15 protein-coding genes are annotated in these 18909 nt (G+C 41.7%); 9 read left to right on the top strand and 6 right to left on the bottom strand.

Going from position 1 to position 18909, the window contains the following annotated elements:
• Window positions 1–60 precede the first annotated feature (60 nt).
• From hslU to priA, 4 genes are all read right to left on the bottom strand, one after another.
• Window positions 61–1389: an ATP-dependent protease ATPase subunit HslU gene (hslU, locus tag CWB80_RS09060; RefSeq protein WP_054552817.1), complete on the bottom strand. Its 1329-nt coding sequence runs from the start codon at window positions 1387–1389 to the stop codon at window positions 61–63.
• A gap of 11 nt (window positions 1390–1400) precedes the next feature.
• The gene (gene hslV, locus CWB80_RS09055) at window positions 1401–1919 is read right to left on the bottom strand and encodes an ATP-dependent protease subunit HslV (RefSeq protein ID WP_054552816.1); all 519 of its coding nucleotides are present in this window, start codon (window positions 1917–1919) and stop codon (window positions 1401–1403) included.
• A gap of 80 nt (window positions 1920–1999) precedes the next feature.
• The gene (locus tag CWB80_RS09050) at window positions 2000–2527 is read right to left on the bottom strand and encodes an SPOR domain-containing protein (protein WP_063530073.1); all 528 of its coding nucleotides are present in this window, start codon (window positions 2525–2527) and stop codon (window positions 2000–2002) included.
• A gap of 16 nt (window positions 2528–2543) precedes the next feature.
• Window positions 2544–4724 (bottom strand): primosomal protein N', encoded by a 2181-nt coding sequence (priA, locus tag CWB80_RS09045; protein WP_138599279.1) that lies wholly within the window; start codon window positions 4722–4724, stop codon window positions 2544–2546.
• 233 nt (window positions 4725–4957) lie between these two features.
• Between priA and rpmE the strand changes: the two genes are divergently transcribed.
• Together rpmE and CWB80_RS09035 are read left to right on the top strand one after the other, a co-directional pair.
• A complete protein-coding gene (gene rpmE, locus CWB80_RS09040) occupies window positions 4958–5173 on the top strand; it encodes a 50S ribosomal protein L31 (protein ID WP_036973208.1) in 216 nt (71 codons plus the stop codon).
• Between the two features lie 521 nt (window positions 5174–5694).
• Window positions 5695–6936, top strand: coding sequence for a malic enzyme-like NAD(P)-binding protein (locus CWB80_RS09035; RefSeq protein WP_054552813.1), 1242 nt, complete (start codon window positions 5695–5697; stop codon window positions 6934–6936).
• Window positions 6937–7036: 100 nt separating this feature from the next.
• On the opposite strand, the gene metJ is transcribed toward CWB80_RS09035, so the two are convergent.
• Window positions 7037–7357, bottom strand: a complete 321-nt coding sequence (metJ, locus tag CWB80_RS09030; RefSeq protein ID WP_036973203.1) for a met regulon transcriptional regulator MetJ — start codon at window positions 7355–7357, stop codon at window positions 7037–7039.
• A gap of 224 nt (window positions 7358–7581) precedes the next feature.
• Here metJ and metB point away from each other — a divergent pair, with 224 nt between their 5' ends.
• Together metB and metL are read left to right on the top strand one after the other, a co-directional pair.
• On the top strand, window positions 7582–8841 hold the full coding sequence (metB, locus tag CWB80_RS09025; protein ID WP_054552812.1) for a cystathionine gamma-synthase: 1260 nt from the start codon (window positions 7582–7584) through the stop codon (window positions 8839–8841).
• A 4-nt stretch (window positions 8842–8845) separates the two neighbouring features.
• A complete protein-coding gene (gene metL, locus CWB80_RS09020; RefSeq protein WP_138599278.1) occupies window positions 8846–11191 on the top strand; it encodes a bifunctional aspartate kinase/homoserine dehydrogenase II in 2346 nt (781 codons plus the stop codon).
• A 79-nt stretch (window positions 11192–11270) separates the two neighbouring features.
• Here metL and CWB80_RS09015 read toward each other — a convergent pair whose 3' ends face one another.
• A complete protein-coding gene (locus tag CWB80_RS09015; protein WP_138599277.1) occupies window positions 11271–13781 on the bottom strand; it encodes a penicillin-binding protein 1A in 2511 nt (836 codons plus the stop codon).
• 132 nt (window positions 13782–13913) lie between these two features.
• On the opposite strand from CWB80_RS09015, the gene CWB80_RS09010 reads away from it, so the two are divergent.
• Genes CWB80_RS09010 through CWB80_RS08990 form a run of 5 tightly spaced genes read left to right on the top strand, consistent with a single transcriptional unit; the run spans window position 13914 to window position 18761 of the window.
• The gene (locus CWB80_RS09010) at window positions 13914–14993 is read left to right on the top strand and encodes a pilus assembly protein PilM (RefSeq protein WP_054552809.1); all 1080 of its coding nucleotides are present in this window, start codon (window positions 13914–13916) and stop codon (window positions 14991–14993) included.
• A complete protein-coding gene (locus CWB80_RS09005; protein ID WP_054552808.1) occupies window positions 14981–15553 on the top strand; it encodes a PilN domain-containing protein in 573 nt (190 codons plus the stop codon). Before CWB80_RS09010 ends, CWB80_RS09005 begins: the two co-directional genes overlap by 13 nt.
• Window positions 15543–16148, top strand: a complete 606-nt coding sequence (locus CWB80_RS09000) for a type IV pilus inner membrane component PilO (protein WP_054552807.1) — start codon at window positions 15543–15545, stop codon at window positions 16146–16148. The genes CWB80_RS09005 and CWB80_RS09000 overlap by 11 nt, the downstream gene beginning before the upstream one ends.
• Window positions 16145–16681, top strand: a complete 537-nt coding sequence (locus CWB80_RS08995) for a pilus assembly protein PilP (RefSeq protein WP_054552806.1) — start codon at window positions 16145–16147, stop codon at window positions 16679–16681. The genes CWB80_RS09000 and CWB80_RS08995 overlap by 4 nt, the downstream gene beginning before the upstream one ends.
• 22 nt (window positions 16682–16703) lie before the next feature.
• Complete coding sequence (locus tag CWB80_RS08990; protein ID WP_371351972.1) at window positions 16704–18761, top strand: type IV pilus secretin PilQ; 2058 nt, start codon at window positions 16704–16706, stop codon at window positions 18759–18761.
• Window positions 18762–18909: the final 148 nt, after the last annotated feature.

Below are 18909 nucleotides of genomic sequence, written 5' to 3'. Positions count from 1 at the left end.
CGATTTATAAACTAAAAAGCCTCCAACTGGAGGCTTTTAATTATAACGCTAATTTGTTGATTAAAGAATGAAGCGACTTAAGTCTTCATCTTCAACAAGTGCACCTAAATGCTGCTCAACGTAATTAGCATCAATTGTTAGTGTTGAACCTGCTTTTTCTGAAGCATCAAATGAAATTTCTTCCATTAGTTTTTCCATCACTGTGTGCAAGCGACGGGCACCGATGTTTTCGGTTTTCTCATTTACTTGCCAAGCCGCTTTCGCGATACGTTCAATGGCATCATCAGTAAACTCAACGTCAACTTGCTCTGTTTTTAACAGCTCACGTTGTTGCTCAGTTAATGAAGCATGAGGCTCAGTTAAGATACGTTTAAAGTCATCAGCACTTAGTGCTTCAAGCTCAACGCGAATTGGTAAACGACCTTGTAGCTCTGGGATCATGTCTGATGGTTTAGCCATTTGGAATGCACCAGATGCGATAAACAACATGTGGTCAGTTTTAACCATACCGTGCTTAGTGCTTACTGTTGAACCTTCGATCAATGGTAGTAAGTCGCGTTGTACACCTTCACGGCTAACATCTGGGCCAGATGCTTCACCACGTTTACAGATTTTATCGATCTCATCGATAAACACGATACCGTTTTGCTCTACTGCGAAGATAGCTTGCTCTTTTAACTCTTCAGGGTTAACAAGCTTTGCTGCTTCTTCTTCAACTAATAGCTTAAATGCTTCTTTGATTTTTAGCTTACGCTTGCTGCGCTTATCGCCACCCATGTTTTGGAACATGCTCTGAAGCTGGTTGGTCATTTCTTCCATACCAGGAGGAGCCATGATCTCAACATTAGGTTGAGCTTGTGCAACATCGATATCAATTTCTTTATCGTCTAACTGACCTTCACGTAATTTTTTACGGAAAGATTGACGAGTAGAAGAGTTCTCTTCTGTTTTTGACTCACCAAAGGTATCGCGTGCTGGTGGTAAAAGAGCATCTAAAATACGCTCTTCTGCCGCTTCTTCAGCGCGATGTTTGAATTTTTTGGTTTGCTGTTCACGCGTCATTTTAATTGAGATATCAACTAAATCGCGGATGATCGTTTCAACTTCTTTACCAACATAGCCCACTTCGGTGAACTTTGTTGCTTCAACTTTAATAAAAGGCGCATTAGCAAGTTTAGCTAGGCGGCGAGCAATTTCAGTTTTACCCACACCAGTAGGGCCAATCATTAAAATGTTTTTAGGCGTTACTTCTGCGCGTAAATCATCGCTCAGTTGCATACGGCGCCAGCGGTTACGTAGCGCGATTGAAACTGCTTTTTTAGCTTTAGCTTGGCCAATAATATGTTGATCAAGCTCGTGAACGATTTCTCTTGGCGTCATCTCAGACATGGCAGTTCCTATTACAATTCTTCAATAGTTTGGAAATTATTCGTGAATACGCAGATGTTGCCTGCAATCGTTAGGCTCTTCTCCACAATGTCACGTGCACTTAGGTCGGTGTTTTCTAGTAGCGCTGTGGCTGCTGATTGTGCGAAGTTACCACCACTGCCAATCGCAATTAGGTCGTTTTCTGGCTGCACAACATCACCGTTACCTGTAATAATTAATGAAGCAGTTTCGTCTGCGACTGCTAATAGTGCTTCGAGCTTTCTAAGTGCGCGATCACTACGCCAATCTTTGGCCATTTCTACGGCAGCTTTGGTTAAGTTGCCCTGGTGCATTTCTAGTTTGCTTTCAAATCGTTCGAAAAGGGTGAAGGCATCAGCAGTACCGCCAGCGAAACCAGCGATTACTTTGCCATTATAAAGACGTCGAACTTTGCGGGCGTTGCCCTTCATTACGGTGTTACCAAGTGAAACTTGGCCGTCGCCACCAATAACGACCTTGTCGTCGCGGCGTACACTTACAATAGTGGTCATGATTATTCCTCATCATCGAGCGGCAAGGCCGCTCGTAAAAAGCGATTGATGAGGTGTTTATATGGGTGAATGAACTAAAATCAAGTCCAAAGCCAAATTCCGCAGCCCATTATTTTGATGCGTTTAAGTTTATTCTTGTCACTTTCAGCTAAACGTTTGGTTTCGTATGGGCCTAAGCGCACTTTATACCAAACACCATTGCTGCCCTCAGTTTTCTTCACTTCGGCCACTAAGCCGGCAAAAGCGATTTTAGCTTTTAATGTTTGTGCTTGCTCTAATGTTCTAAAAGAGCCGCATTGCATGACATACGGGCCTTTTTGTTCAATCTCTTTTACTTCAACCTGAACTTCGTGCTCTTTAATCTCTTTGATAAATTCAGGTGTCTTAGGTGGTGGAATAACTACTTCTTCTTTTTTAGTAGGATTTGCTTGCTGCTCTACTAACTCAGGATCAGCATTATGTTTGATATACCATAGGCCGTAACCAAACCCGCCTACTAAGATAAGCGCAATTAAAACAAGAATAATAGGGAAAGGCTTTTTCGCCGGGGCTTGTTTTTTATTATTTCGATTTGCTGGTTTTTTATTTATGTAATCGTGCTGTGCCATGACTCTTAATTGGCCTTTAAATCATATCTATAGGATCGACATCTAAGCTCCAACGCACCTTTTGCGCTAATTTACTGGTACTTATATAGTCGACCATTTGCGCTAAATATTGGTGTAAGTGGGAGCGTTCCTGCGCCTGAATATGTAACTGAAAGCGATATTTACCTGCCACACGTTCTAGTGGTGCGGGTATCGGACCGAGCAATTGTATACCAGATACGTTCTGGACAGGAACCAAATCAGTTAAAAAATCCATCACTTGATTTATGTTATGTCCTTCGGCACGCACCATAGCCATATTTGTGATTGGTGGAAGTTGCGCGTCTTCTCGTTCTGTCAGTGCGTAACGGGCAAAATCTTGGTAACCATTATTAACTAAGTCTTGCAGTAGCGGGTGCTCAGGAAAGTGAGTTTGTAATAATACTTGCCCTGGTTCACCACTGCGACCTGCACGGCCTGCCACTTGCGTAACAAGTTGCGCTAAATGTTCAGTGGCGCGAAAGTCACACGAATATAATCCACTGTCGACATCTAGGATTAAAACAAGGCTAACATCGGCAAAGTGGTGACCTTTTGCCAACATTTGCGTGCCAACTAAGATGCGCGCACCGCCTTGGTTAATATCATCAAGGGCTTTTTCTAAGCTGCCTTTTCGACGAGTTGAATCTCGGTCGATACGACTAATCGGAATATCAGGGAAGGTTTGTGTTAAAAACTCTTCGATTTGTTCAGTGCCTTTGCCATTTGGAAAAATCTGCGTACTGCCACAATCAGGGCATTGATGAGGCACTTGGTGTTGTTCACCACAGTGGTGACAAATCATCTGGCCAATGGCTTTATGAAAGGTTGCACTGGTGCTGCAACGTGAGCACTCACTTAGCCAACCGCACTCATGGCATATAAGGGTAGGCGAAAAACCACGACGGTTTAAAAACACCATCACTTGCTTACCACGTTCTAAATGCTGGCGCATATAGGCAAGGCTGGCATGGGCAATCCCTGCTTGCTCAGGCTGACCTTTCATGTCCATTAATTGGAACTGGTTATCAGTACTGGTTTGGGCCCGTTCAGTGAGGCTCAACAGCTGATATTTGTTATTAATTGCTTTATGTAAGGTCTCAAGTGCTGGTGTGGCACTGCCTAGAACGAGCGGAATATTATGTTGGTATGCTCTATAAGCGGCTAGGTCTCTAGCATGATAGCGAAGTGTATCTTGTTGCTTAAACGAGCTGTCGTGCTCTTCATCAACGATGATCATGCCAAGAGATAAAAAGGGCAAGAAAATACTCGAACGTGTGCCGATCACTATGGCGCAGCTGCCTTTTTCACAAAAACGCCAAGTTTGTAAGCGTTCGTTATCTGTTAGTGCTGAGTGCCATAGCATAATTGGGGTATCGGGAAAGCGACGACGAAATCGGTTGACAGTTTGGGGTGTTAAGCCAATTTCAGGCACTAATACTAAGGCTTGCTGACCTTTTTTCAGTACTTCTTCTAGGCATTGCAAATACACTTCGGTTTTACCACTTCCGGTAACTCCTTCAAGCAAAAAGCTTGTAAAGCCACGAGCTTGGTTAATGCTGGTGCAGGCAACAGCTTGCTCTTTATTAAGCACCGGCTTGCTACCGACAGTCGGCGCGCGTTGCTGCCATTGGTTATCATGCTCAATAAACTGGGTGATCAGTTCTTTATCAAGCAGACTGTCGATGGTTTTTTTTGTAAATCCGAGCGCTTTTAATTCTGTGACCGATGACTTGCCCGACTCGGCTAGCTGTTTTAATAAACTTAACTGAGTTTTTGCTTTTAATGACGGCAGTTTTGCACCTTTATCGGTCAGCTCAACCATGTTAATACTGGTTTTATCTGGGCATTCGCCTTGCCTTAATGCAGCCGGAAGTGCCGTATGAATGGTCTCGCCCAATGGGTAACAGTAGTAGCGTGCTGTGAATTTTAGTAATGCTAAATGTTGCTCAGATAACACTGGCGTGTCGTCTATAACATCAATAATCGGCTTGATTTTGTCAGCGGGAACATCGGTTGATGTTTTAAGAGCCAGTACCACGGCAACCTTTTTTTGACTACCAAATGGCACGCGAACCCGCATACCTGGCTTTAACTCAGGGCTATGCAGCAGCTGTTCAACTTTATAATCGAAGGTACGCTGTAAAGGGACTTTTATGGCAACTTCTACAAAGTGCATAACAACTCAACTGAAACAAAGATAGAAAGATAATGTACTAAAATTGCAGTTAAAAACCTACCAACAAATACTGAACAACAGACCACTTGGTTATTTTTTTAGCGAAAGATGTATTTAAAGCTTGTCGTAAGGCTTCTTGAGCTATAAAATACGCGGCCTATTAATTGTATTAACTGCGTATGGTGCCAGACTTCGGGTTTGGAGAGCGATACGGCCTTAACTAGAGGTTCCCTATGAAAGAAGGTATTCACCCTAAGTACGAAGCTATCACTGCAACTTGTTCATGTGGTAACAAATTCGAAACTAGCTCAACTCTTTGTAAAGACATCCACTTAGACGTATGTTCTGAGTGTCACCCGTTTTACACTGGTAAGCAAAAGATTTTAGACACTGGCGGCCGTGTTGATCGTTTCAACAAGCGCTTCGGTGCACTTAGCAGCAAGAAGTAATCTCTGCTGTTTAGTTAAAAAAAGCACCTTAGGGTGCTTTTTTTATACCTGAAATTCTAACACCGCTACTCACTCATCATCTTCACTTATGTAACTTGCATAACTATTTCTGAGTGTTATGCCCATTATGTCGCTAATTTTGCAGACAAAGTGCCACCCCTTGGCTATATTCTTTGTTGTATAAACTTTCATAAAAGTTATTAAAAATAATAAATTTAAATAACTTTGTTAGTAAATGCTGTGAACTTCGTTGAAATGGCTGTTTTGGGCTAATTTCGGCTAATTGCAGTGTACGTGCGTATAAAATACAACAACACGTGCTTAAAAGGTCATAAATAGATGAATTTTTATGTCTGATTAATCGCAACTATGCACAGAAATTGTTGGGAAATCCTTTAAAATTAAGCGATATAGCATATAACAGGATAGACCTGATAATACTTGGAATTTTTATACATTACAGGTATCGTACTGATGCAAGCTCTCTCACTTTTTAACTTTTTGCAGGATACTATCGCGTTATGTCAGATTTTCGTGAACAAGCATTACATTACCACGCTCACCCCGTTCCAGGTAAAATTAGTGTTGAACTAACCAAGCCAGCCGAAACGGTTAACGATCTCGCTTTAGCTTATAGCCCAGGTGTGGCTGAACCAGTCCGTGAAATTGCTGCTGATCCAGCAAACGCCTATAAATACACAGGCAAAGGCAACATGGTTGCAGTTATTTCAAACGGTACCGCAATTTTAGGTTTAGGTAACTTAGGTCCGCTTGCATCAAAACCTGTAATGGAAGGTAAAGCCTTACTATTCAAACGTTTTGCTGGCCTTGACTCAATTGATATTGAAGTTAAACACCGCACAACAGAAGATTTCATTAATACGGTTGCTAACATCGCTGATACGTTTGGTGGTATCAACCTAGAAGATATTAAAGCGCCAGAATGTTTTGAAATCGAAAAAGCGCTTATCGAGCGCTGTGATATTCCCGTTTTCCACGATGACCAACATGGTACCGCTATTGTTACAGCTGCTGGTATGCTTAACGCCCTTGAAGTGCAAGGCAAAGATATCGAAGATGCTATCATCGTATGTTTAGGTGCTGGTGCTGCTGCTGTTGCTTGTATGGAGCTTTTAATTAAGTGTGGTGCACTGCGTGAACACATTTATATGCTTGACCGTAAAGGTGTGATCCATACACGTCGTGATGACTTAAACGAGTATAAGCAATTATTTGCTAACAATACCGATAAGCGTACATTACAAGATGTTATTGCTGATGCTGATGTATTCGTTGGTGTATCAGGTCCTAACCTGTTAACTGCAGACGATCTTAAGCTGATGGCAGACAAGCCAGTTGTGTTTGCATGTTCAAACCCAGATCCTGAGATTGCTCCAGAAGTTGCACACAGCGCGCGTAACGATTTAATTATGGCAACGGGTCGTTCAGATTTCCCTAACCAAGTAAATAACGTGCTTTGTTTCCCATTCATTTTCCGTGGCGCGTTAGATGTTCGTGCAACGGCAATTAATGATGAAATGAAAATTGCTGCAGTTCATGCTATTCGTGGCATCGCGAAAGAGCCTGTACCAAGTGAAGTATTAAAAGCGGCTGGCGTTGAGTCACTTGAGTTTGGTGCCGAGTACATCATTCCTAAGCCTATGGATCCGCGTTTATTACCACGTATTGCACGTGCTGTTGCTGAAGCGGCAGTAGAGTCGGGTGTGGCGCAAATCGATATGCCAGAAGATTACATGCGTTAAACTTAATTAGCCTTAGGTATAACGCTCAATAAAAAAACTCAGCCTAGGCTGAGTTTTTTTATATCTGCGATTATCGGCGGTGATCCGATGGCCGAAATACTTATTCTGAATCAAGCACTGGGATATCTAATCCCATTTCTTGCATAATTCTTTTAACTTCTTCAGGTACCTTTTCAGGGTTGTCTTTACGTAGGTCGTCATCATTTGGTAATGGTTGACCTGTAAAAGCATGTAAGAAAGCTTCACACAATAACTCACTGTTCGTCGCATGACGCAGGTTATTGATCTGGCGGCGTGTACGCTCGTCAGTTAATACTTTTAATACGTTAAGTGGGATTGATACGGTAATCTTTTTTACTTGTTCTGATTTTTTACCGTGTTCTGCATATGGGTGAATGTATTCACCGTTCCATTTAGCCATAAGTTGTTTCGTTGCCTCGGTTGTCAGTGATTTACGCCTTATTCACAGCGCAAGATGCGGAAATTCTATCTCTTTAAAAAAGATAGTCAAATACTAGTTATTTAGCCATCTAGTGGTGTAAATGTATAAACTTCTATGTGTAAGCGATAAATGCTTTGACTTCTCATATTTGATCATCTAACCTTTTAGACGTCTAAACATCCAATTAAAGAATAGGTGATGAAATGAGCGAAAAAAATAAAGCGACGATTGCTGTTCGTCACGGCATAGAAGCCGATAAACATCATGGTGCGGTTGTGCCTCCTTTATACTTATCAACCACCTATTCGTTTGCTGATTTTGATACTAAGCGCCAGTATGACTATGGTCGCAGCGGTAATCCAAATCGCGATATCTTAGCTGAAACCTTAGCTGAACTTGAAGGTGGTGCTAAAGGTATTATCACTGCAACAGGTATGTCTGCTGTGCATTTAGCCACTCAGCTATTAAACAGTGACGACACGTTAGTGATCCCACATGACTGTTATGGCGGTAGTTATCGTTTATTCACCTCGCTTGAAAAGCGTGGCCTGTTAAAACTAAAAGTTTTGGATTTAACTAAATCTGAAAATCTCCAAGAAATTTTAGCGATTAAACCTAAGTTGATTTGGATTGAAACGCCAAGTAACCCAATCTTGCGTTTAACAGATATTAAAGCAATCACTAGTATTGCTAAGCAGTGTGGTGCTTTGGTTGCGGCTGATAACACCTTCTTATCACCTGCATTACAAAACCCAATTGAGTTTGGTGTTGATATTGTTGTGCACTCAACCACTAAATACATCAATGGTCACTCTGATGTAGTGGGCGGTGCAGTGATTGCTGCAACGCAAGAGCTAGGCGACGAGCTTGCTTGGTGGGCGAATAATATCGGTATTACTGGTGCACCATTTGACAGCTACTTAACGCTTCGTGGTTTACGTACTTTAAATGTACGCCTAAAGCAGCACCAAGAAAATGCCTTTGCCATTGCTGAGTATTTAGAAAGCTCTCCTTATGTGAGCCAAGTTTATTACCCTGGCCTTGCTTCTCACCCACAACATGAGCTTGCTAAAGCACAGCAACGCGGTTTTGGTGGCATGGTGAGCTTTGATATTAAAGGCGACATCAACGATGCTGCTGCGTTTTTAACAAGCCTTAAAGACTTTAGCCTTGCTGAGTCGTTAGGTGGGGTAGAAAGTTTGATTTGTCACCCTGCAACAATGACCCACGCAGGCATGGAGCCTAAAGCGCGTCTTGAAGCTGGTGTGGGCGATACCTTGATCCGTATTTCTGTAGGCATTGAAGACGTAAAAGATCTCATTGCTGATTTAGACCGTGTTTTCAATTTAGTTAAGCCAGGTCAAGGACTGCAAGTTACAAAAGCTGAAGCTAAGCAAGCACAGCAAGATACACAACAAAACGCGTCATTTAAGTTAACGCCAGCACATACGGCATTGTGGTAGAAAAATGGTAAATATTGTTCATAAATTTGGTGGCTCAAGCTTAAGCTCGGCAGATCGTTATCATGCGGTAGCGAACATCGTTCTTGCTAATACTGAGCAGGGCGATTGCGTCGTTGTGTCGGCATCGGGTAAAACAACCGATACCCTGGTAAAGCTTTGGCAAAGTTACCAGCAGCAAGATAGCCAAGCTGTTAGCGATATTCTATTGCTTATTGATAACAATCAACGTGCGCTTATTGAGCAGCTACTTATAGTGCAGAATAAACAACAGGCGTTGGCACAGTTAAAAGATGAACTTGCTGCATTAAATGAATTAATTAGTCAGCAGCAGTTACTTGAAGCCCCTTTACTTGCTCATGGTGAAGTGTGGTCGGCGCGGTTATTGGCCGCTTATCTAAATCAGTTAGGTGTCGATTCGCAAGATGTTGATGCAAGACAGCTATTTACTCTAAATGGTGGCCAGCTTTTACATCAAAAAAACCAACAGCAATGCAGTGATGCGATTAGCAGAACACATATCAACGTAGTAACGGGTTTTATAGCTGCAGATTGCCAAGGTAATACGGTGACATTAGGCCGTAATGGCAGTGATTACAGTGCCACTTTGTTAGCGAGTTATACTTTTGCCAAGCAAGTGTCTATCTGGACAGATACACAAGGGGTATTTAGTACTGACCCTCGTAAAGTTAAAAATGCGGTTAAGTACGCCAAAGTATGCCGCGAGCAAGCTAACTTATTAGCGCGTTTAGGTAACCCAGTATTGCATGCAAAAACCTTGTCGCCGTTAAAAGACTCAGAAATTAAATTAGTGGTAAGAAGTAGCTTTGATTGTGATGCAACGCCAACCGAGGTAGTAAAAGAAGGTTATAGTAAAGCAAAACGTTTTATTACGACCTTAGATAACATCGATTTATTACGGGTTGATAAACTAAGCAGTGGTGAAGTCGGTGAGCTTAGTCAGTTAATTCAACACAGCCTGCATCACTTTACTAAAGAGGGCGATACTTACTTATTAGTGCCAGGTCAAAGCACTCACCAAGTTGTCAGCCACTTAGCGGGCCGTGCAAATATTGTCGAGTCAAATTTAAGTGGTTGTGCAGTAGTTGCCCCAACAGCTGATGTATCTGCGCTAACAGAGCAAGCCACAGCGCTTTTAAAAGAGCAAAGTATTCATCCTCGTTTTGTACAACAAGACGATAACTATGTGTTGATCTTAAACGATCAGGCAATTGATAGTGATGTTTTAACTCTTCTACATGACAAGCTGGTAAACAAAGGTCAAGAGTTGGCCATTATCGTTGCTGGACTTGGTAATGTAGGCGAAGTGTTCTTATCGCAACTACAAGCTCAGTTTGCGCGTTTATCTGCTCAGTACAAAGTAAAAGTAGTTGCTCTTTTACGCTCTAAACAAATGCTTTTTAGTGCCAGTGGTTTAAATACCGAAACATGGCAAGAGCAGTGGCATAATGAAGCGCAAAGCTACGACAAAGCTGAATTATTAGCACGTATCAATGAACTAGATTATGAGCACAAAGTGGTGATTGATATCACTGCCAGTGAGGCGTTCAGTCAGTTATACCCTGACTTTGTTGAACTTAACTGTCACTTGATCAGTGCAAACAAATACGCGGGCACTGCAGAAAATAGCTGGTATCAAAACCTACGCACTAATTTGGCTGAGCGAAATCTGTTATGGCGTTATAACACCAGTGTGGGTGCAGGTTTACCGATTAACTTCGCTTTAGCTGATTTGCAAAATAGCGGAGACAGCATTAACCGCATTGAAGGGGTATTCTCGGGTACTTTATCTTGGTTATGTAGCAGTTATGATGGCAGTGTGCCGTTTTCAGATTTAGTGCTTCAAGCTCAGCAAATGGGCTATACAGAGCCAGATCCTCGTGAAGATTTATCTGGCCGTGATATGCAGCGCAAACTGCTAATTTTAGCGCGTGACTTAGGCCTTGATTTAGAGCTTGATGATATTGCTTTAACACCTCTGATGCCTGAACAGCTTGCATCAGGAAGCTGGCAAGATTTCCTTGCAAACAAACAGCTACTTGATGAATTCATGACAGAAAAAGCAGCCCAAGCTGCGGTGGAAGATAAAGTGGTGCGCTACACCGGTGCTATAACACTCGTAGATGGTAAGGTTCAGGCTCAAGTTGGTTTAGTCAATGTTGGCAAAGATGATGTACTAGCAAGCCTTAAACCGGGCGATAACATCTTTGTGATCAATTCACAGTGGTATACAGATAATGCATTGGTGATCCAAGGCCCAGGAGCGGGTAAAGAAGTCACTGCCGCTGGGGTGCACTCAGACCTATATTGGCTGGTAAATAACCTAAAGTAATTTTGCTGATCTTAGTTTAAATAGCTAAGCAAAAAGCGCCCCAAGGGCGCTTTTTTATGTCTTATAGCAACTTAGTTATTTAGAACAACTCTTCCTCTGTGCTGAGCTTTTCTTCAAATACGTCTGTTGGTTGATCGAGTACGTACTTAGTTGGTGCAGTGCCTTTAATGAAGTATTCAAAACGACTGGTGTAATCATTTTTGTGACTCAATAGACCTGTTGCTAAGTCGATTCGAACCGATACTAAACCTTCAGGAAGCTCAATAGGTGCTTCTGGCATACCATCAAGGGCTGCACGCATAAAGTCGACCCATGCAGGTTGCGCGGTTTTAGCGCCGGATTCTGCACCTGATATTTGCGATTTATCGAGGTTACTATTGTAAGTCGAGCGGCCTAGCGCTTTTCCAGGGTTATCAAAACCAACCCAGACCGAAGTCATTACATTGCGATTAAAGCCGCTAAACCAAGTATCTACCGAATCATTAGTGGTACCTGTTTTACCAGCTAAATCACGACGATCAAGTGCTTGTGCACGCCAGCCTGTGCCACTCCAGCCTGTTTTATGGGTCCAACTACCGCCCCCCCAAATTGCACTGTGCATAGCTTGCGAAATTAAAAATGCATTTTGCTTAGAAATGATACGAGGCGCACAGCGAGGTGTTTTCGTTATCTCCGCTTCAGTAAAACTCTGTTGATTCTGGTTAAGAGATGCAAACTCAGGGGTTACAGTTTGCTTAGGCGCATCACAAGCAAGTTCAGGCTCTGTTTTAAATAAAACAGTACCCGCCGAATCCTGAATCTCAGAGATAAAGTAAGGGGTTATCAAATGACCGCCATTGGCGAATGTACTCATACCGCGGGCTAGTTCAAGTGGAGTGATTGAAGCGCTACCGAGTGCGAGTGATTCACTGCGGTTAATATCGTTATTCAAAAAGCCAAACTTAAGCAAATGATCGGCTGTACGCTCAAGGCCAACACCACGTAATAGGCGCACCGAGATTACGTTCTTCGATTGTGCGAGTGCTCTGCGAATACGTATAGGACCATTATAAACCGCTGGGCTGTTCTTAGGGCGCCATGCCACACCTTGGCTTTTATCCCATTGATTAATTGGTGCATCATTCAAAATAGAAGCAAGCGTATAACCATTCTCAAGTGCCGCTGAATAAATAAATGGCTTAATGTTTGAGCCTACTTGGCGTTTTGCTTGAACTGCGCGATTGTATTGGCTTTGTTCAAAGCTATAACCACCGACAATCGCTTTAATGCGACCATCTTGCGGATCAAGTGAAACAAGTGCGCTCGATGCTTCTGGTACTTGGCTAAGGATATAGCTTTCATCTGCATTTTTACGCAGCCAAATTTGCGCTCCCGCTGATAAAATTTCGGTAGCTGTTTTTGGTGCAAAGCTTTGACGGTAACGCGTAATATATTTACGCGCCCATTTTAGACCATCCCATTGCACAGTGACTTGTTCACCGCTTTTTAATAGCACATCAATTGATTGTTCAGCGACGTTGGTGACAACACCTGCTAATAGCGGACCAAATTCTTTGACATCTTTTAATTTAGATAAGATCTCTTCTTGGCTAAGAGGGCTTTCATTTTCGCTGTCCCATAACTGAGCCGCAGCACCACGGAAGCCATGACGCATATCGTAAGCGTGTAGGTTATCAACAATCGCATCTTGAGCAGCCTGTTGAATGTTAGAGTCAACGCTGGTGTAAACTTTAAAACCAGTATTATAGGCGCGCTCGTGACCATAACGAGCTACCATTTCAGCACGAACCATCTCTGAAATATACGGGGCATAGACTTCAATTTCTGCGCCGTGAAATTTTGCAGTAATAGGTGCGTTAATAGCCTCTTCATATTCGCTTCGAGTGATGTACTTTTCGGTGTACATACGACCTAATACGACATTTCGACGAGCCTTTGCGCGAACTGGGTTACGAATAGGGTTAAGTGCAGAAGGTGCTTTAGGTAGGCCTGCAATCATCGCCATTTGCGCTAAAGTTAACTCGTTTAAATCTTTGCCATAGTAAACTTGCGCAGCTGCACCAATACCAAAGGCGCGATTACCCAATTCGATTTTGTTTAAGTATAATTCGAGAATTTCGTCCTTAGTTAAAATACTTTCAATGTGAAGAGCTATGAAGATCTCTTTAACTTTACGGATATATGCTTTTTCTCGGGTTAAGAAGAAGTTACGGGCAAGCTGCATGGTTATCGTACTTGCGCCTTGTTTCTTTTCACCGGTAGATATGAGTACAATGGCTGAGCGAACTATACCAATTGGATCAATGCCAATATGTTCATAAAAGCGATTATCTTCTGTTGCTAATATTGCATCGATTAATGGTTGGGGTATTTGATCTATTGTTACTGGAATGCGGCGTTTTTCACCAAATTGATTGATCAATAAGCCATCTCGTGAGAAAACTTGCATAGGTGTCTGTAACTGAACGTCTTTTAAAACCTGAACGCTAGGAATGTCGGGTTTAACGTAATAGTATAGACCAACTAAAGTGATTAGTCCTAAGAATGAGCAGATGATAATAAATTGTAAAGTTCGCTTTAATAAAATCACTTATATTTTCCCTAAATGGACTCCCAATTAGAATCGGAGACTGCTAGTATATATTGATTAAAAAATGAATAATATTTTTTCAGATAAAAATTATAACTTGTTTATTATTAAAACAAAGGCCAAGTTGCAAACATGCTAAGTCAGCTATTTAAAAAGCCTTCATCTATGATGGTAGGGATCGACATCGGATCACACTGTATAAAGGCAGTGTTATTGCAGGAGACAGACGCTGGTTTGCGGCTTGAAGCACTAGCTATTGAACCTATGCCTAAAGGCGCTATGTCTGAACGTTCTATTCAAGACATAGAAGCAATAGGTAATGTTATCGCGAAATTAAAAAGAAAAATACCTAAATCCGTACAACGCGCTGCTGTTGCAGTGTCTGGGCAAACCGTGATCACAAAAGTAATTTTTATGGATGTATCATTAACTGATGCTGAACTTGAGTCACAAATTGCTATTGAAGCAGACAGCCTAATTCCTTACCCCCTCGACGAAGTTAATATCGATTTCGAAAAACTGGCTATTAACGAAGCGGATCCAAGTAAAGTTAATGTACTTCTTTCGGCAGCGCGAACTGAAAGTGTGCAAGCTCGTGTAGGTGCTCTTGAAACAGCCAACTTAAAAGCGGCAGTGGTCGATGTAGAAAGTTATGCCCTCAGCCGAGCAATGGATGTTTACTATCAACAGTTGCCAAGCGATGCTTACAATAAGTGTGTCGCTGTGGTTGATATTGGTGCTGTTCTGATGTTGGTTAGTGTGGTGCAAGAGGGTGAAACAATTTATACCCGTGACCAAGTATTTGGCGGCGATCAATACACTAATAGTATCGTTGCTTATTATAATAAAAGCTTTGATGAAGCTGAAATAGGTAAAACAACAGGGGATTTACCACCAAATTATACTTTTGAGGTGTTAGCGCCATTCCAAACATCACTATTGCAGCAAGTAAGACGCGCAGTACAAATGTTCTTAACAACCAGTGGTAAAGAGCAAGTTGACTATATTGTTCTAACGGGTGGCACAGCTATGATTGATGGCCTTGACAGGCTTTTAATTGAAGAACTGGGAATCCATACGGTGGTTGCTGAGCCATTTGCAAACATTGAAATCTCCGCAAAAGTGGATCGGAATATGCTGCAGCGTCACCGAACTCAGTTTGCAATAGCCACAGGACTGGCATTAAGGAGCTTTTCATCATGCCACATATAAATTTACTGCCCTGGCGAGAACAGCAAAGAAAAGACTCACAGAATAAATTTATAACTGTGCTTTTTTCTGTTGTTGTTGTCAGCTTTATCAGTATGTATCTATTGAGCTCTTTTTACAGCGGCCTTCGTCAAGGCCAAGATGCAAAGAATAACTTTTTAAATACTGAGATCGCTCTTTTGAATCAACGTATTAGGGAAATTAATGAGCTTGATAAAAAGAAAGAAAACTTACAGCAACGAATGCGTTTAATTGAAGAGCTGCAAAGTAGTCGTAACTTAGGTACACAAATTATGGATGAAGTTGCGAAAATAGTCCCTGCAGGTGTCTATTTGACTAAGTTGGAGCGCCGTGGTGACCAAATTCATGTAACAGGTCGTAGCGAATCGAATAACCGCTTATCGACCATGCTACGTCAAGTTCAAAGTTCTTATTTACTAGAGCGCCCAGTAATGCAAGGCATTGTTGCAGGTGAGCAGACATCAAGACTATTAAGTGACTTTAATATGGATTTTTATGTTAAACCGTTTGATCAGATAGGTGAGGCGCGTAATGAACCTTGATATCAAATCGTTAACTGAAATAGATTGGAATGAAATAGAGCTCGAAAACATGGGTGATTGGCCCATTGCTGTAAAAGCGTTATGTTGTGCTTTTGTAGCTGCAATCGTGTTGTATTTTAGTTATAGCTTATTGGTGTCTGATGAGATTGCCAGCTATCACAGTGCCGTAGCAAAAGAAACTGAGTTGCGTAACACTTACAAGCAAAAATATGCTTTAGCGAGCAACTTAGAACTGTATCGCCAACAAATGGTAGAAATGGAAGAGAAATTTTCTCAACTATTGAAGCGCTTACCTACCTCGAATGAAACACCTGGGTTGCTTGATGATTTATCTTATGTTGGAACGACAAGTGGTTTAACCTTCTTAAAAATTGGTTGGTTACCTGAAATTGAAAAAGAATTTTATACAGAGCTACCGATAAAAATTGAGGTGGTGGGTACTTACCATGAATTCGGTGAATTCGTCGGCAAAGTAGCACAATTACCGCGTATTGTTAGTTTGCATGATTTTACAATTCAAACTTTAGGTAATGGCGAGCTTACTTTTAGTGTTGTAGCCAAAACATATCGTTACGAGGGGGGCACTAAAAAATGAAGAAGCTTTCCTTAGTTATATTAATGAGCTTTGCGTTAGCCGCTTGTAATGATGATACTGCTGAGCAAAAAGAGTTTATCGATCAGGTAAAAGCTAGCACAACGCCGAAAGTTGAACCGATCCCACAGATAGCGCAATTTGAATATTTTGAATACAGTGCAGGCAGACTTCGCAGCCCATTTGTTGCTCCGAAGCCTGAGATTATTCAAAATAACCTTGTGCAGGTGAAGAACTGTCTTCATCCTGATCCAAATCGAGTTCGCCAACCTCTTGAGAAATACCCATTAGATAATTTGCTTATGAAAGGTACCATAGGCCGAGCTGGCAATACTTGGGCACTCATCAAAGCGGCAGATGAAACGCTTTATCGCGTAACCGTAGGTAATTACATTGGTTTGTATCATGGTGAAATAAAAGAAGTGCACGACAATTACATAGAATTATTAGAATTAATCCCTGATGGGGCTGGTTGTTGGAAAGAGCGTCTGACAAAGCTAGAAATGTTAGAGGCGGATACAAATGGTGCAAGTTAATCTTATGAAAGGTAAAAAAAATATGCATAAAGGAATGGCTTGGTTTAAAAACATGCATAAGTTCATGTTAGCTGCACTTGCTTTTTTAATAGCGCAGTCAGCAGTTGCGGCACCTTTACTATATGATGTGCGTTATAACCCATTAATGAAAGGCGAAACACAACTACAGCTTGTGTTTGATGAGGCACTGACATTCGAACCAAAAGTCCAGGTGTATAACTCACCAGCACGCATCGAAATGTTATTCAGTAATGTAGGTGTTGATAATGAAATGCGTGATGTACCTGTGAACCAAGCAGGTATTCAGCATGTAACAAGCACCATGACCGCTGATGGTTTGAAGGTCGTTGTATCGTTAGATAAATTAAAAATCTATAAAACGTTCGCTAAAGATAACATCCTAACGCTGCATGTTTCTGATAACCCAATTAGTGGAGACGAAATAGCGGATCCACTCTCAGCAGCCAATAATTATATAAATACAGTTCAGTCGATAGATTTTCGCCGTGGTGAAAAAGGCGAAGCAAGGCTGTTAGTATTTTTACAAGATACGCAAGCAGCTATAGATGTTCACGAAAGTGGTGGCAAAATTATTGCTGAGTTCCACCATACTGATATTCTCGATGATCTACTTTATCAGCTTGATGTGATGGACTTTGGCACAGTCGTTAGCAATATTGAGACGTTTAAAGAAGGCAATATGACACGTATCGTGGTTGAGCCAAACGCTGCATTTAAATTCACTCATCAGCAAATTGAGAATATTTTTACTTTAACTGTCGAAAAAGATGATACGCAACGCGCTTACCTTGAAGGGGGAATTGAGTATCAAGGACGTCCAATGACGTTAAACTTCCAAGATATTCCCGTGCGTTCAGTACTGCAAATAATCGCAGGTTACAATGAATTTAACTTAGTAACGAGTGATTCTGTTACAGGCAATATTACTTTACGACTAGAAGGAGTCCCTTGGGATCAAGCGCTTGACGTAGTATTGAAAGTGAAAGGCTTAGATAAGCGCATGGATGGCTCTATTTTAATGGTCGCCCCTTCTGAAGAGTTGGCTGCCCGAGAAGCTAAAGAACTTAAAGCTAAGCAGCAAGTTGAAGACTTAGAACCGCTTTATAGCGAATATATTCGCCTTAACTATGCAAAAGCTGAAGAGTTTGCAGACCTATTGAAAACAGACACAAATAGCATTATCTCAGCGCGAGGAAGTGTTTCTGTTGATAAACGAACGAACACTTTGCTGATCAAAGACACTGCAAAAAGTATTGAAAGTGTGCGTCGTATGGTTGAGACCCTAGACATTCCTGTTAAGCAAGTCGTGATTGAATCACGTATGGTGACAGTGAATGATAATGTGCAAGAAGACTTGGGTGTTCGTTGGGGTATTAGTGACGTAGGAAGCGATGGTGCTATTTCTGGCTCTTTAGAAGGCGCTGGCGGCATGTTTGGTGCGGGCTCTTACGATAATATTCCAAGTATTTCTGATCGCTTAAATGTCAATTTACCGGTTTCAAGCCCTGCGGGTAGTATTGGTGTGCAAGTCGCTAAGCTAGCCAATGGCACTATTTTAGATTTAGAGTTAAGTGCGCTTGAAGAAGAAAACCGCGGCGAAATTATCGCAAGTCCACGCATCACGACGGCTAATCAACAAAAAGCACGTATTGAGCAGGGTACAGAAATTCCATACGTTGAAGCTGCATCTAGTGGCGCAACGACAGTAACATTCAAAAAAGCGGTATTGAGCTTAGAAGTAACGCCTCATATCACACCTGACAACAAGGTGATTTTAGACTTAGTAATTACACAAGATACTCGTGGTGATACGGTACAAACGCCAACAGGCTCTGCTGTGGCGATCAATACCCAAGAAATCCAAACCCAAGTATTAGTAGAAAATGGTCAAACAGTGGTGCTTGGTGGTATCTTCCAGCAGCAAATCGTTAACTCAACTAAGAAAGTACCATTGTTAGGTGATATTCCTTATTTGGGTGTGCTGTTTAAAAGCACGAGTGAATTTAACGAGAAGAAAGAGTTGTTAATCTTCGTAACCCCTAAAATTCAAATTGATTAAGTGATTTTTTCTTAAGCAACGAGCAATTAGCATTTTTAATTGCTCGTAATCTGGCTTTTTATGCTAATTGACTTGAAATACCCAAGCAATTACTGAGATAATCCCCTCCTTAATTTTGGGGCCAGGTCGTTAGGCGGGGTTTTATTTC

Origin of the sequence: Pseudoalteromonas sp. S1650 (assembly GCF_005887195.1) — a bacterium.
Classification (GTDB): domain Bacteria; phylum Pseudomonadota; class Gammaproteobacteria; order Enterobacterales; family Alteromonadaceae; genus Pseudoalteromonas; species Pseudoalteromonas simplex.
The sequence above is the reverse complement of the archived record's forward strand: the minus strand, read 5'-3'. Positions and strand labels throughout refer to the sequence as shown.